We start from the raw sequence: 15,531 nt of genomic DNA, 5'->3' as shown, positions 1-15,531 counted from the left end.
GCAAGGGGGCATGGCGGCGGGAGTTGTCTCTTTCATTTATCACACCATAACGTGAAATGGTTGCCATGCCTGTATTATACCTTTTTAGAGTCTTGTTTTTCGTTTAAGCACCGTTAGCAAGATCGCGATTTTGCTTTAGATTCCAAGCTCTAGCACTGCTAAATGATTTCCAAAGAAGAAATCCCCGACTTCTTTTGAAGTCGAGGATCTGAAGGGCTAACGTCTCACAGCTCAAATGGATTGCGATTTCTACACAAGCAGATTGATTCAGTGCATTGGAAAATTACAACCGCCGCAGTAATTCTGGCAACAGCTTACCCGGAACCTTAGAAAGGGCGAGATTTTGACCTTGTAAGCCACGTTCGCGGAAAAACGCCCGGATTGTCTGCACAACATAAGACAAAGTGGATTCGTAGGCATCGGGTTGAGCGCTAAAGCCCCGCAACGCTTGTAAATGGTTGTGTAACGCTGCCTCTAGATGCTCTAACAGGGAACCCTGAGCCAAAGCGAACTGCTTATCCGTCGCCATCTGGTAGTGAGCCAGCCCCAAATTATTATAGGTGGCAGAGGCATCAAACGTAACCGGCACTGGGGGAGTGTTTTGGCTCAGCCGATGGACAAGCGCGATCGCAGTTTCATAGGCTGTAATACACGACTGCAAATATTCCTGTCGCGCCTCCACCTTCGTTTCTATCTGGCTTGCTAAATGCCAGTAAGCCGTACCCAAATTATTCTGCGTCGCCGCACAAGCTGCCGGGACTACATCTGGCGTCCGATATTTTAGTCCATTCACGTAAGCGTCGATAGCAAGTTTTAAATACGTTGCGGGTTGTTCGTACTGGGCGAGATTCCAGTAGGCGGTGCCGATGTTGTTTTGCAGCATTGCCCAGCTAAGCGACTCTTGCTCCGGATTGTAATACAACAGCGCTTCTGTATAAGATGCGATCGCTTGTTGCAAGTTTGTCACCGGCTGCTGCTGCTGTGCTAAATGCCAGTAAGCCGTACCCAAATTATTGTGCGTCGCCGCATATTTGAGCGGCTCCATCTGGGAAGGACGATAGCGCAAAGCTTCCTGATAAGCGCCAATCGAGTATTGCAAGTTCTCGGCAGCATCTCGATAACGAGCCACTTCCCCGTATGCTGCCCCTAAATTATTTTGAATCATGGCATAGGTGTGGGGCGCTTCATCGGGATTGAAGGTGGTTAAAGCGGTTTGATACGCCTGAATCCCTTGCTCCAGATAGACAAGCATCTCCTCGACTTTGCTTGGATAGCGAGCTAGCATCCAGTAGAGATTGCCCAAGTCATTAAGGGTATCCGGTACCAGCGGCGAATCTGCCTCTAGCCAACTCAATGCCTGTTCGTAAGCTTGGATGGCAACGATCAGGTTTTCTTGCGAGGTATTTGATTGTTCGAGTTCAATCAGATCGCGGTAATGATTCCCCAGCCTCAGATAAGCTTCAGCAAGTGCCTCTGGCGGACAGGATTGCTGCTGTAATTGAGCAATTTCCTGCAACGATTGCACCTGAGGCAAATTCTCAATCGCCTGATGAGGGGCTTCAGAATGGGAAGGATGAATGGATGCTGATTCATCGCTCTTTTCTTCTGATTCCTGTAGGGGAGAAGCATCAGTTGGCGAACTTGTCGCCGGATGCTGAGATTCGTCTCCCGGAGGCGTCGCTTCTACCTCTTCCTTACCAGAATCATTGCCTGAAACTGGATTTTCCGAACGGGTTTCGCTATATTTCGCGAAGTCGCGGTTCAGAATGTGCCACAGATTTTCTTGAGGTACAGCCGTCTCTTGCTCAGCCGCTTGTTCGCGGGGCGCTGAGAATTGTAGAGACGGATACCACGTCTCTTCTGATACAGGCGTGGGTTCCCCTTCAAACTCAAATAAGCCGGTGTGACACCGCCAAAACTCAGGTGCCGACTGCTGAATCGCCCGGAACCAAGGGCGAGGCATCCACAGCAACAAGCTAGATTCTAAGCGCGGCAAACTGCGCTCAATTCCCCTGAGAGAGCGCAGAAATAATCCCTGTACCGTTGCTGGCTGCTTGGTTAATAGTTCCACCCCCAAAATTTGAAATCCGGGTGGGTTGTTGTCAGGGGGTGGGTGTTTGGCTAACCAGCGATTGATCTGAGCGATGGGATGCGGCTGGCTCAAGTTTAAGTTCAGGCTAACCAGTCGGGGGTAGCCTTGGAAGGAGCCAGGATTCGGCAGGAAAGACGAATGAGTGCGATTGGACTTGTTTCTTCTTCCGTCTTCCGAAATCGCCAATTCTGCGTGTAATCGGGCAGCCAGACGATTTCTCAGGGTGAGGTCGTCGCATACCGCCACAAAAATTTGGCGACGCAAACCAAGACTCAGCGCCTGTTTCAATCGCTGATAGATGATCCGGTTTCCATCGGAAATTTTTCGGTGAGCGGTATCCGTCACCGTCATGCTGGCAGGGTAGTGTCCGTTGGCTTGTGGCACCGACGTTTAGGAAGGATAAATAAGGGACTGAGGGCTGTTTGGGGGGGTTTGGAACCCGCCCATTCGGACTGGGTACTAGAAAACCAATTCAGTTAGTAGGAGAACCGAATTCAACTATGTCATTTTGTCGGTGTCATTTTGTCGGTTGGGGGCGTGGAGGGGTGAGGTACGAAACCCAACACGGCAAATTGACTGCTGAATCAGTACCGATAAAAATTCTTGCCTATCATCTTGAATCCGACTTCTGCCTTTTTTGAGAAGTGGATACCCATTTCTTCCCATTCCAGTTGCCTGGGTCAGGATTAAACGCAGCTTTTATCTATCCGCCAAAAGGATGATTTTAGATTTCATCTTTTTGAGCGATCGCAATTTCGCATAGCCGTAGCTCTGCTGCCAATCACTGTATCGCTCGTTACATCCTCTACCCTATAGTTCCTTTTCATCAGAAGATGTAGGAATTGCCGACGATGGAAAAGGCTAACTTAGATCGCGATTGAGAGGCTTTTCAGAAAATATTTAAAAAGCGTCAAATTTGCCAGAGAAAGCAGAAGAAAGATTTAAATAGAAACAGACAGGTATTGGCGATAATTCAGGCTTTTCGATCGAGATTTTCCATGAATTTTAGCTATATTATTTATTATAGTGACAATTGCTCTATTATTCTGCCGCTACAAATAAACTTGAAGTTTCGTAAAGCGGTTTCAAGTGACTTGAGAGGCTAGCTTCGGGAAATGGCACCTAGAAAAGCAAATAGCGTCACGATTCTCAGGGCAAGCGTCATTATCGAAATCGATAATTCGATAATCTGGTGCATCCCGCCGATTGGGTGCTAATTTGCACTGAAAGGAATTCCCTAAAAAAATAGCGATGTGCCATCTTTGGGAGCCATTGAATACCGCGTCCCTAGAGCCATTGTTAAGATAATTTATTCCTGGGAAGTCCTTTAGAATTAAAGGAAGCACAAGAAGACAGTTGATGGCGAGATTTGGCTGAATTCTGTTTGCAATTTTTTAATGGAACTATTTGACCGTACCGTGCCCACTACCATACCAGAGCTAGACCTCAAGACCTTATTTCCCTTTGAACTGGATCGGTTTCAGCAGGAAGCGATCGCGGCGTTAAATGCCGATTGCTCGGTCGTTGTGTGTGCCCCTACCGGGTCGGGAAAAACGCTGATTGGGGAATACGCCATTTACCGCGCCCTGAGTCGCGGCAAGCGGGTATTTTACACTACACCCCTGAAAGCGCTATCAAACCAGAAATTACGGGACTTCCGCGATCGCTTTGGGGCGGACCGGGTAGGGTTATTGACCGGCGATACGTCCATCAACCGGGATGCTCCAGTCTTAGTGATGACCACGGAAATTTTCCGGAATATGCTCTATGGCACCCGCATCGGCGAAGTCGGTACCTCCCTGACGGGTGTAGAAGCCGTGGTGCTAGATGAATGCCACTACATGAACGACCGACAGCGGGGCACGGTTTGGGAAGAATCCATTATTTATTGTCCCCACGAAATTCAGCTGGTCGCGCTTTCGGCAACGGTCGCCAACAGCGATCAACTCACTGACTGGTTAAATCGGGTTCATGGCCCCACCAAGCTGATTTACTCCGATTTTCGTCCCGTTCCCTTGCAGTTTCACTTCTGCAATCCCAAAGGACTGTTTCCCCTCCTTGATGACTCGCAAAAAAAAATAAATCCGCGACTCAAGCCCAAGCGCCCACAAACTAAAGAAAAAGGCAAAAAGCAAGACAGCCCAAGTTTAGTTTATGTCCTGAGCCATCTCTGGAAACGGGATATGCTGCCAGCAATTTACTTTATCTTCAGCCGCCGGGGTTGTGACAAGGCGGTGGATGAATTGCGGGAAGTGACGCTGGTAAACGAACAAGAAGCAAAACTTTTAAAACAGAAAGTTGAAGCATTTTTAGCCCACAATCCAGAAGCAGCGCGTAGCGGCGGGGTTGAACCGTTGCTGCGCGGGATTTCCTCTCACCACGCCGGAATTTTGCCAGCATGGAAAGGTTTGGTCGAAGAACTGTTTCAAGAGGGCTTGGTAAAAGTGGTATTTGCCACCGAAACCCTGGCTGCGGGGATTAATATGCCTGCGCGAACGACCGTGGTTTCTAGCCTTTCCAAACGCACCGACCGGGGACACCGACTGCTGACGCCCAGCGAATTTATGCAAATGTCGGGTCGCGCCGGACGCCGGGGGATGGACACCACGGGTCATGTAGTGACCTTACAGACGCCTTTTGAAGGCTCAAAGGAAGCGGCTTATTTGGCAACCAACGGGCCTGACCCACTGGTGAGCCAGTTTACACCCAGCTACGGCATGGTTTTGAACTTGCTGCAAACTCATAGTCTGGAAGAAGCCAGAGAGTTAGTAGAACGCAGCTTCGGACAGTATTTGGCAACCGTGCATCTCGAACCCACTCGGAAAGCGATCGCTGACTTATCCGAGGAACTGGCAAAAATCGAAGCGGATCTGGCATCAGTAGACGATAAGAGCCTGCAACAGTATGAAAAGCTTCAGGAACGTCTTAGAGAAGAACGCCGATTACTGAAAATTTTACAAACCCAAGCCGAAGCCGAGCGATCGCGAGAAATTGCGATGGCGATCGCTTCTGTAGAACCCGGTACGCTGCTGAGTTTAAAAGGGAAACACATTCCGGTGTCTTCTCCCGTACCCGCTGTCTTAGTCACCAAGACACGCGGTTCCGGTCAATCGCCCTACCTAATTTGCTTAGGTGCAGATAACCGCTGGTATGTAGTCACCGCTGCCGATGTCGTCGCTTGCAGCCAATTACCCCGCGTGTCCAATGTTAAATCCGTACAGCCCCCGCCGGAAATGCCGATAAAACCCGGTCATTGCAAAAAGGGCACCGAATCCACAGAGGTCATTGCCCGTCAAATTGGCTGGGCTTGTCGGAACGACGCTTGCGGTCGTCCGGATGCGGATCTCGAAGAAGATACCGCCCCAGAAGTGGTCGCGCAACAGCAGCAAGTAGCCGCAGTGGAAGCGCAACTGCAAAATCACCCTGCCCATCAATGGGGCAATCCCGCTGCCCTCCTCAAGCGCCAGCAGCGCCGAGAGGGATTACTAGACCAAATTTCCCAGCTTCAGAGCTTGTTCCAAGACAGCCTGGCACGCCACTGGGAAGAATTTATGGACTTGATTGAAATTTTGCAACGCATGGGCGGGCTAGAGGGCGTGATGCCGACACCCCTAGGAGAAGCCGCTGCTGCGATTCGGGGTGACAACGAGCTGTGGATGGCTTTAGCCCTGATGTCGGGTAAACTCGACGAGTTAGATCCCCACCACTTAGCCGCTGCTTGTGCCTCCTTTGTGACCGAAACGATGCGACCGGATAGCTGGACGCACTACGATGCACCGGCTGAGATGGACGAAGCTTTGGGAGGTTTGCGCGGCTTGCGGCGCAACCTCTTCCAGCTACAGCGACGGTATCGCGTAGCGCTACCAGTCTGGATGGAGTATGACTTAACAGGTTTGGTGGAACAGTGGGCGTTAGGGGTTCAATGGGATCAACTCTGCTCCAACACCAGCTTAGATGAAGGGGATGTCGTCCGAGTATTGCGACGGACGGTGGATTTCTTATCTCAAATTCCTCATGTGCCTCACATTTCAGATTCGTTACAGCGCAATGCCTATCGGGCAATTCATCTAATTGACCGCTTTCCAGTGAACGAAGTCGTTGCTTAGAACCAGCGGTTCGCTGTCAAAAGGTCATTGTGATTTGTCCTTAGCCATTCGTCATTAGTTTGTTGCGACTAACTGAGGTCGTTGCTTAGAATGAGCGACTAGCCCTTGGCTGTTAAAAGAAGTCATTGGTGATTCGTCATGAGTCGTTAGTTTGTGGGTAATGACTGATAACTGATGGCTAAGGATGAAAAGCTAATCGCTAACAGCTATTTCAGGAGCAGCTTGTGTTGAGGAGTGGTTTTGGTTTGAAGCGGGAACGCCAGGGAAAGGAAAAATCTCAGGCTTGGAATTGGGTATTTTTAGTTGTAAATTTTTCCTGTTTATTTTTTAATTCTTTTCCTGCCGGTGCCGCACCGGGTGTACTGGGAGTCGTGAAAACCCAGGACAATGCCAACCAATGGGAGGGGATTACAACCCGCCTGGGACTAAGTGGTGTTGCCTACTGTGTGGTGGATTTACAACAAGTCCGGCAGGCGGCAGATTTAGCCGGGACGCAGGTTTTATTTTTACCAAATGTTGAAACCCTCAGTGCCGTACAGGTACAAGCAATCCAAGAATGGATGGGGAAAGGCGGGCGAGCGATCGCTACTGGGCCTTTAGGCACGCTTTCCCAAGCGAATGTGCGATCGCAATTGCGATCGCTCTTTGGCGCTTACTGGGGATTCGGTTTACAAAGCCCCTCCACCTTGGCACCCGCACCCGCTAAAAATCAGGGTTGGGTGCAACAGAACGGACTTGCCGGAACCGCCCAGGGGGGTGTAATCATTCCCGCTGGATTGACCAGTCAAACCGCTGCTGTCTGGAAGTCGGTTGAGAATCCACCGGCGGTCGTAACCACCGATCGCTCGGTCTTTCTGGGCTGGCGTTGGGGCGTCGATACTGCCTCTAGCCCAAACCTGGATAGTGCATGGTTGCGGGCATCCCTGAATCGCTACGGGGGAGTGAGAACAGCCAAAAATGCACCAACCAATGCGCCCCAGCAGTGTTCCTCCCCAGCCGGAACCACTGCGGCTGCCACACCACGCCCGCCAAACGGGCAGCCAAATTCAACGAATTCCGTTTCTCCAGGGACTGCGGCAGGTGGGACGCCTGCCGCTTCCCGCACCCAGTCGGGAACCCCTATCCTTTTCCCTCCTGCCCCAGCAACCCAAGCCGCAGACGTCAACGCCGATGGTTTAGTGGCTCCACCTGGACTCGAAGTAAAACCAAGCTCCCAGCTCATCACAGGCGGACAAGCAACCGCCATGCGCCAGGAGTTGGAAGCGCTCATCGGACGCTTTGAGAGTGCAATGTTAACTGCCAACGCCACGAATAAGGTGGGAACGGCAAACGGAAATAATTCCTCAACCCAAACCAAGCTCATCGCTCAAACTTCTTCACGCTCTAATCAGGAATCAGCACTCAAAACTGCCCGGACAGGGTTGCAACAATTTCTTCAGCTAGTTGACCAAAAAGACTACAGCGCTGCCCGACAGCAATGGCTCCAGGCGCGACGAACTCTCTGGGACAACTATCCCACCGACCGACCCCAAGGACAGTCAGAAATTCGGGCGATGTGGTTAGATCGCGGTACCATTGTCAGCGCTGGTTCGGAGCAAAAATTAGCAAAAATTTTCGACCGACTAGCAGCGGCAGGATTTAACACGGTCTTTTTTGAAACAGTCAATGCGGGATATCCCATTTATCCCAGTCGCGTCGCTCAGATTCAGAATCCCTTGGTACGCGGCTGGGACCCCCTAGCTAGCGCAGTCAAACTCGCTCATGAGCGCGGCATGGAGTTGCACGCCTGGGTGTGGATTTTCGCCGTCGGCAACCAGCGTCATAACACCTTAGTCAAGCTTCCGAAAGAGTATCCCGGCCCGGTACTCGATCTGCATCCCACCTGGGCAGGCTACGATAACCGGGGGCGTTTATTCCACTTGGGTTCGGGAAAAACGTTTCTCGATCCGGCGAATCCGGAGGTACGGCGCTACTTAATACAGATGTTGGGGGAAATTGCCACAAACTATCAAGTGGATGGCATTCAGTTCGATTACATTCGCTATCCTTTTCAAGATCCCCGCGCGGGTTATGCTTTTGGCTACGGTACAGCGGCTCGTCAGCAATTTCAGCAGTTACACGGGGTCGATCCGGCAAAGATTTCGCCGAAAGACCGCAATTTATGGCAAAAGTGGACGCAATTTCGCACCAATGCCATTAACAGTTTTGTAGCAGATGCATCGAAAAGCCTACGCGCCTTAAAACCGAACCTGATTGTGTCAGCGGCAGTGTTTCCTTTTCCTGAAACTGAGCGCTTGCAAAAACTACAACAACATTGGGAAGTCTGGGCGCAGCGCGGAGATGTAGATTTGCTAGTGCCGATGACTTACGCTTTAGATACTAACAAACTCCAGAGTTTGGCACAGCCTTTACTTACTCAGGCTCTACTGGGTTCAACTCTAGTTTTGCCCTCGATTCGTTTACTGAATCTGCCAGATGTTGTGGCAATCGATCAAATACAAGCGCTGCGGAATTTTCCTGCCAGCGGTTACGCTCTATTTGCCGCCGAAAATCTCAACGAAAATCTGCAAGGAATCTTCCGCCGCACTCAGGGGAGGGAAATAAAATCATCCACAGAACCATTGCCTTATCGCCAACCTTTCCTAGCCGCTGCGACTCGTTACGCGGCACTCCAAAAAGAATGGGATTTTCTTTTAGAAACTAACCAGTTTGGGATTAAGGAACCAGCACTCTCGGAATGGCGCAAACAATCAGAGGCTCTCTCAAATACACTGAATCAGCTGGCTGCGAATCCTTCTGCGAATAATCTGGCAAAGGCGAAAATTTCACTCCAAGCTTTTAAATTTCAGTTCAATCAATGGATGAAACAGGAAGGTATAGAGCAGCCCTACCAAGTTCAAGTTTGGGATAACCGTTTGGCAACTTTGGAAAGGCTACTGCGCTATGGCGAGCGAGGAATTAAGAATTAAAGATTCAAAAATAGGTGTAAAAAGCGATATATTGCCTATTTCTGAACTTATTTCCCATCCCAAGAAACGCTCAACCGTCTGTCATCGAGTGACTTGGAATGTTCCAAAAATCACTGTCATAATTAGTGCAACAGCAACAAAGAAGACCGCTATCAATATCAACCAGTATTGGAGTGTATAAAGTTTTCTAAGTTCCCCAAGGGCACCAATCAAATTTTCCATATCGCTTCCCTGAGTATCGACAATAAGCTGGAAAGAAGAGGCTGCTTTACTTGTCCATAAACCAATGAAGATTTGAACAACGCCAGTGATAATGCCGCCAATTTCACCTTTTGCGATACTGACAATCCCATCTATAACCAGAAGCACCCCTAAAGCGATCAGAAAGTAGCTAACAAAGCGCATTTTCTGAGCAAGATCCCGAATCAGCTGGTTCTGCGTCTGGTCAAATTCGTACACTCGACTGTCCATTTTACGCTTTCTCCCGCACGAGCTCACTCAGATTTTACGATATTGCTGCCAGATTGAAATCACTTTGAATGCAAAAAACTAAGAGCGATCGCTTTTTACCGTAATCAATACTACGTAGGTAGGTGTCAATAAACGTAGGCTCTTGATAGTTCTTAGTTCATAGCAATGAACCATCCAACTTCTCCGACCGAAAAATTTTGTAGATAGTTAAAATCCAAATCTATGATTGCACAATGGGTCTAGGGAGCCGGAACCAAAATCGGGAACCTCGTTCACTACGGGGTGAATAACCAATACTGCCACCCCAGCGTTCAACCGTAATCCGACAAAAATAAAGTCCTAAACCGGCTTTGCCAGCTTTCTCTGTACCTTGAGAAAATTTTTGAAACAAATTTTTTGAAAGCTCCGGCGGTACACCAAAACCCTCATCGTCCACACTCACCAAAATAAATTCTCCATCTTCTTGGAGATTAACTGTCACAGTAGAACCAGATGGACTATGTCTAAGAGCATTTTCTACTAAGTTAAAAAGAACTCTCTCCAAACGCGAGTTTTCCCCAACTACCTTCCAATCTTTCGAGCTATTAATGTCAGCAGCCAATTGCAACTGCATTTTATGGAATGTAAAAGTTGGTAATAAAGCATCCACCACTTCCACTGCACAAATCATTGCATCTGGAGCGTGAGCAGGATCGAGTGAAAAAGCCTCTAGTGATTTTACCTCGGCAGAAAATGCCTTCAATATTTCCTGAATCAACATCTCTTGCTTGGTACATTGCTTCCTCCCGATTTCTAGGCGTTCTCTGCCTTTTGGTGTCAAATTGTCTAAAGCAAGAAGTGCAAAGCAGCAGTTAAGTCCCGTTAGTTGTCCTGCTATGTCGTGTACAAAGCAGTGAAGTAAAATTTCTTTTTTTTGTATTTCTTTAATAAGATGTTGATAAGTTAGATTATTTTGTCTAGCTTTCTGGATCAGAGACTGTTTTTCTTCATAAGCAAATCCCAAACACTCAATCAAGAGTATTTTCTTATCTTCCAGACAAACGGCTGATGCCTCTAGATGGCATTCGTTTCCCAATATATTAATTTCAGTCCACAGCCCGGATTTTAGGGGTTCTGTACCCTTTTCTTCCCAGAAATTTTCAGCATCAATGAGAAAGTTATCCAGAAAAGGGAATTGCTGACCCAAATTTAATCTATCCGGTTCCTGCGTAGTATTTACATGGAAATTATTAAACCAATCCGGCATCGTCCCAACTATTGTAAAAAATCCATTATCCAGGCGTTCTAAAATTACAATATTCAGGGCGGCAAAAAGCTCGTTTGTAATAGATTCTTTCATTATTTTACCAGGCAAGAATAAGTTCGTATAGGTTCAACAATTCCTTTCAATAGAAGGAAATTTTCTAAAAAATATTTTTTCATCTCATCAAGCTCTTGAAATGTATTTTCGTCGATGAGAATCTCGCTGGGACGTGCCTGACTTTCCAAGCAAGCTGCTAAATTAACATAGTAGCCAATAGCAGTGAACATTCTGCTACCTTTGCTACCCAAAATACCGAAAGTAACGGGTCCCGAAGCGATACCAATAGCGATTTCGAGAGTTAAACCAAGCTCGCCTTTCCTCGCTTCACCTATCTCTGCAATGGCCTCAATTATGTCTCGTGCAGCTTTTATTGCCTGATTTTTAGGACATCCCGTTGAGGCAATAACCCCGAAGAAAGCCGTTATTACATCTCCAGTTATTTTATTGACTATCCCAGCTTCATCAATAAGTATCTGTATCATAATAGGGATACATAAATTTAATGTTTTAAAAACCACTTCGGGAGGGTTATTTTCACTGTAAGAAGTGAGTCCACAAATATGGATAGAAAGAATAGTAACATCCCGTCGTTCCCCTCTCTCTTGAAGGGCCAGAACCGCTTGTGGTAATTGGGTAATATCCTTTCCAAAATATTGATTTAATATTTTCCAGTGTTCCTCTCGCAAAAGGTTCAATTCGTTTCCTTGTTGTTGCATCAGACGGTGCTGGCTTTCTTCCAAAGTTGTATCTAATAGCAATACCCAGTCTCCCTCTTCTCCAGGTACAAGATGGACATCTGCGGAAAGCCCATATTCCGTTTTCATGCAAGGGATACAGATAGGAGAACCGTTCAGGGGAAAAAGACCTTCTAGAAAAAAGACTTGTTTCCCGATATATTCTCCTTTTTGCAAATCATTCACTCCATAGGCTTCCAGTTTCCCACCCCAATCTGACAAGCGACCATCTTTTTCTACCAGGAGATAGGCTGGAGAACGATTTTCAACAGCCAAAGTGTGAATATAATTCAGAATTGGCGAAGGGAGGTCAAGCATCTATGCCTCTATCATTTTCTTCGCAAGCGTTAGAAAAGCTTCTTCTACACCTAAACCTGTTTTTGCGCTGCTTTTAACGACTAGCCAACCTCTTTCTACTATTTCGTCCATTGCCGTATCATCAATATCCCATTCCTCCGTCAAATCCCATTTGTTGAGTACCAAAATGAATGGAAGGGTGCCAATCGTATCTTCTACTCTTTTTTGAAGTGTAAAAGCTTTATCTAAGGTAGTACGGCGGGTTCCATCAGCTACCAGGAAATAGCCTGACGAACCCCGCAGGTAGGACATCCGAACTTTTTGAAATTCGTCTTCTCCATAAAGATCCCAAAGAATGAGATTTAATTCTTTCCCTCCAATATTGAGTGATTTTTTATCAATTTTTACTCCAACAGTTGTTTGATAAGTATCAGAGTAAATACTTTTAACAAAACGTGAGACTAAACTCGTTTTTCCGGTGGCGAATGCACCCACCATACACATTTTTTTCTGGATCATTACTGAGTTATTTCTCTCCCGGAGGTATCAGTTATTTTTACCTTGAAAGAGACGCTGCGATTCAATGATCGATCCTGTTGGGTCGTTTCTTTATCCAAAATTTCTTTTGTGCCTACACCCACCGAAGAAAGATTGGTTTTCTTTATTCCTTGCGAAACTAGAGTAGAAAGGATGGCATCGGCACGCCCTTGGCTTAGGATCATATTTCTCTGCTCTGAGCCTATTTTGTTAGCGTGTCCTAAAATTTCAATTTGGACATTTTTACCTAAATAAGGCGCTGCATTTGTAAGTTTTTTAACTTCTTTTATAAGGTTTTCTATCATGATCTCCTGGTCAGGTTCAAGCTGTGTACTTCCCTCTGTAAAAAAGAGTAACTGCTTTTCGATCTTGTTTTCACTAAGCTCAAGTTCTTTAAGTTCCATCTCAATAAGGTTTTTTTCGTCAAATTTATTAATTCCGGGAATTGCTCGCACCAGTTTTCTGGTTTCAATAATCCATTGATAAGGAGCAGAACCTTCAGCACGAAGAGTGCCCTTTTCATCAACGATTAAAGATACAGTTGCCGGAGGTTGAAGCAAGTCTTTCGCTCTAATTTCAGTAAATTTTGGATAAAAAGATAAGTAAGGCTCCCAGCGGCTAATAACTATTTTGGGATTAATATTTGATTCTTTCATGATCTTGATTGGATCTGCCGCTAAAGGATCTCGAAGTCCGGAAATAAAATATTTTCCCCGACGTTTCTCGGAAGTAACTACGGTCATTCCTGGCTGGGCATTTAATTTTTCCAAATACGCTGTCCATCGCTGTTTCTCTGTGAAGTCAAAAAAGAACCAGCTACCCAAAGCTATTAATATAGAGCTTAATAAAATCCATAGAACAGGAGAAGGTTTTGTCTTTTTGGGTTGATACTGGGCCTGAAAGCAATCTTCAAGATAAAGCGTGCTGCCTTCAAAGGGAGCAGTATCTCCCTCAAACGAATTAAATTTTTGGTCGTATTTGAGGTGAATTTTTTCTATTACTTCTTGGAAAACTAACTTAAATTCTTTGGGTGCATTTCCCCGGATAATCCCTGCTAATATTGCCTGCGGACCAGGTTCAATCCAGATAGTGAGTTCGCCAAACTGCAACGTTTCTAGGGAATCGCCGGTTTGTACGCTAAAAGAGTCTTGGACAAAATCCCGGATCGCTGTTAACATCGCTGAAACTAAGTCTGCATCCTGAGCGGCTACGTTTGGCGCTACTACGTGCTGAAGTAACAATCCAGTTTTTTTATGAATCAAAAAAACTTGTTCAACTCGATAGAGAAGAGTGCGGAGAAGAACAACTTCGGCAAATGATTTTCCTGTCTGTAAAGCTTCCAATCTCCACTTAAAGCCTTGTGGAGACAAGCTGTGTTCAACAGTTTGATTGAGGGACTGGACTGTAGTTTCCAGAGCTGTAGCGATCGCTTTGCGCGTGGCAGGGCCGATTACGGGGAAAATCGCCTCTGACAGGATATTCAGGTCTTTTGTGACCGATAAATGAATCGCTTCTTCAACCGTTGGCACGATTGCTTCGCTTAGCTGCTTATCTCGCATTGTCCGTAGGATAATCGCCTCTGGAAGCAGTTGGCTGATATCCTCTGCATGAATATTGGGATTATTTAGTCGCTCATGCAGTTTATCAAGTTCGCTTTGCTCAAAACCAAGAAGCAAACTCCGAAGTTCTGAGAGATCCTCGTTCGTTGAAAGATTATTTTCTGGAGTATTGCTAGATAAATCATGGGTAGAAGAGTCAGCCATTGCTCAAATCCCCCTATTCACAACTAAATTATTATGCCGACATCAGATGAGGGAGCTAGAGCGATTTAGTAGTCTATGGACGGATAATTTTGGATTCCCCCCTTAAAAATCTCTTTTGTAGAAAAATTATTCATTTCGATAAATTCCCGGTTGAGTGTTAAGTCTCATTGCTAGTTCTGCAAACAGAGATGCCAGAGTTGAACGGTCTGTTTTATCCTTACGAAGTTCTTGGGCTTCTCGTTCAAGCGCAGCCAAAAGTTCTTCATATTTTTGCCTAATCTCATCGTCCAAATTTTTAGATTGCTCTAGAATCTGCTGACGTAACTCTCGCTCTTTCGTTGTAGTTTGTTCATCCAGTTGCGCGAGCTTCTTTTCCAAAGAACCAATCAAGTTTTTTAATTCCTGAGAAAGCCCTTTTACTGATTCGTCTCGTTCTGATTGCTCAGTTTTTAATCGGTCAGTTATAGATCCAAGTTCTTTTCGGAGGTAGTTTTCAATATTATCTAAACGTTTTCTCGTGTCATCGCGTAAGTTAGTGGATTCTTTCACTAAACGTTCTTCCAAACGAGCAAACCTTTTTTCGTATTCTCGCGTCTGATTCCCAAAAAGAATATCTCTGACTTTATCGAGATTTCCACTTTCTGTCCCATTTACACTAGGAAGCGAGGAATCACTTTTAGACTGAATTGGATTTGTTTGAGCGGATTCCAATTCTATATAATTGATGTAATTTTCTTCCGAAGAACTCATAAATTTAATCCTTCATTAAAGAGACTTATTGTTGTCTTATCTTCTTGTTTTTTAGGCAAGGAAGAAGTGGTTTATGGCGGCAAACCAGTAAATCGAGTTGTCTTCTAGAGCGCAAAAACCTCGCTTTTCGTACATTAAGACTTTACCCTAAAGGTCAGCGTCAGTAAATGCAAGGGCTAAAAGGACTGCCACAAGTATAAAAAAATCTATATTGCAAAGAACGGAAGGCTAGCCTTTTGCATCTTCCGTTACCATTTCCGTAAGGGGTGGACAAGGCACAAGCTAAAGTTGTTTCTGCCTTTACTGCTATCTTGCCTAAGAAAGTCAATACTTATGAGAAACTTGTAACAAACCAAAACATATATTGATAGCCTCTGCGCCCTAAGAAAACTCACCTAAGTAGCTGGGACTAATTAAATATAAGATGGCATAAAGCTTCTAAACGGAGTTTTCCATTATTTATGCCTGCTCCTATTCGGATTATCTTAAGCGAAGCAGAGGACTCAATG

At 46.2% G+C, this 15,531-nt stretch carries 9 protein-coding genes; 2 read left to right on the top strand and 7 right to left on the bottom strand.

The features are described from left to right. Window positions 1-283 precede the first annotated feature (283 nt). Window positions 284-2,443 carry a tetratricopeptide repeat protein gene (locus NDI34_RS25160; RefSeq protein ID WP_348234161.1) on the bottom strand — a complete coding sequence of 720 codons (2,160 nt, stop codon included), beginning with the start codon at window positions 2,441-2,443 and terminating at the stop codon, window positions 284-286. 1,046 nt (window positions 2,444-3,489) lie between these two features. On the opposite strand from NDI34_RS25160, the gene NDI34_RS25155 reads away from it, so the two are divergent. Next, window positions 3,490-6,198, top strand: coding sequence for an RNA helicase (locus tag NDI34_RS25155; RefSeq protein ID WP_190435553.1), 2,709 nt, complete (start codon window positions 3,490-3,492; stop codon window positions 6,196-6,198). Between the two features lie 227 nt (window positions 6,199-6,425). Continuing rightward, window positions 6,426-9,167 carry a family 10 glycosylhydrolase gene (locus NDI34_RS25150; RefSeq protein WP_348234160.1) on the top strand — a complete coding sequence of 914 codons (2,742 nt, stop codon included), beginning with the start codon at window positions 6,426-6,428 and terminating at the stop codon, window positions 9,165-9,167. Window positions 9,168-9,248: 81 nt separating this feature from the next. On the opposite strand, the gene NDI34_RS25145 is transcribed toward NDI34_RS25150, so the two are convergent. The 6 genes from NDI34_RS25145 to NDI34_RS25120 all read right to left on the bottom strand — a co-directional run bounded on the left by NDI34_RS25145 (window position 9,249) and on the right by NDI34_RS25120 (window position 15,022). After that, complete coding sequence (locus tag NDI34_RS25145; protein ID WP_190411312.1) at window positions 9,249-9,638, bottom strand: hypothetical protein; 390 nt, start codon at window positions 9,636-9,638, stop codon at window positions 9,249-9,251. Between the two features lie 220 nt (window positions 9,639-9,858). Continuing rightward, a complete protein-coding gene (locus tag NDI34_RS25140; protein WP_348234159.1) occupies window positions 9,859-10,977 on the bottom strand; it encodes a HAMP domain-containing sensor histidine kinase in 1,119 nt (372 codons plus the stop codon). Beyond that, window positions 10,977-11,993, bottom strand: coding sequence for an adenylate/guanylate cyclase domain-containing protein (locus tag NDI34_RS25135; RefSeq protein WP_348234158.1), 1,017 nt, complete (start codon window positions 11,991-11,993; stop codon window positions 10,977-10,979). Before NDI34_RS25135 ends, NDI34_RS25140 begins: the two co-directional genes overlap by 1 nt. After that, window positions 11,994-12,491, bottom strand: coding sequence for a Rab family GTPase (locus NDI34_RS25130; RefSeq protein WP_190411309.1), 498 nt, complete (start codon window positions 12,489-12,491; stop codon window positions 11,994-11,996). It lies immediately after the preceding gene. After that, window positions 12,491-14,272, bottom strand: coding sequence for an OmpA family protein (locus NDI34_RS25125; RefSeq protein WP_348234157.1), 1,782 nt, complete (start codon window positions 14,270-14,272; stop codon window positions 12,491-12,493). The genes NDI34_RS25130 and NDI34_RS25125 overlap by 1 nt, the downstream gene beginning before the upstream one ends. Window positions 14,273-14,398: 126 nt before the next feature. Continuing rightward, on the bottom strand, window positions 14,399-15,022 hold the full coding sequence (locus tag NDI34_RS25120; RefSeq protein ID WP_348234156.1) for an OmpH family outer membrane protein: 624 nt from the start codon (window positions 15,020-15,022) through the stop codon (window positions 14,399-14,401). Window positions 15,023-15,531: the final 509 nt, after the last annotated feature.

Source organism: Trichocoleus sp. DQ-U1, from assembly GCF_039961925.1.
In the GTDB taxonomy this organism is placed as follows: Bacteria; Cyanobacteriota; Cyanobacteriia; order Cyanobacteriales; family FACHB-T130; genus FACHB-T130.
This window is presented reverse-complemented; position numbering and strand designations above follow the sequence as displayed.

Excerpts from the sequence above, each read along its gene's own strand:
- NDI34_RS25160 (WP_348234161.1), bottom strand. The coding sequence starts at position 2,443 with ATGACGGTGACGGATACCGCTCACCGAAAAATTTCCGATGGAAACCGG.
- NDI34_RS25155 (WP_190435553.1), top strand. The coding sequence starts at position 3,490 with ATGGAACTATTTGACCGTACCGTGCCCACTACCATACCAGAGCTAGAC.
- NDI34_RS25145 (WP_190411312.1), bottom strand. The coding sequence starts at position 9,638 with ATGGACAGTCGAGTGTACGAATTTGACCAGACGCAGAACCAGCTGATT.
- NDI34_RS25140 (WP_348234159.1), bottom strand. The coding sequence starts at position 10,977 with ATGAAAGAATCTATTACAAACGAGCTTTTTGCCGCCCTGAATATTGTA.
- NDI34_RS25135 (WP_348234158.1), bottom strand. The coding sequence starts at position 11,993 with ATGCTTGACCTCCCTTCGCCAATTCTGAATTATATTCACACTTTGGCT.
- NDI34_RS25130 (WP_190411309.1), bottom strand. The coding sequence starts at position 12,491 with ATGATCCAGAAAAAAATGTGTATGGTGGGTGCATTCGCCACCGGAAAA.
- NDI34_RS25125 (WP_348234157.1), bottom strand. The coding sequence starts at position 14,272 with ATGGCTGACTCTTCTACCCATGATTTATCTAGCAATACTCCAGAAAAT.
- NDI34_RS25120 (WP_348234156.1), bottom strand. The coding sequence starts at position 15,022 with ATGAGTTCTTCGGAAGAAAATTACATCAATTATATAGAATTGGAATCC.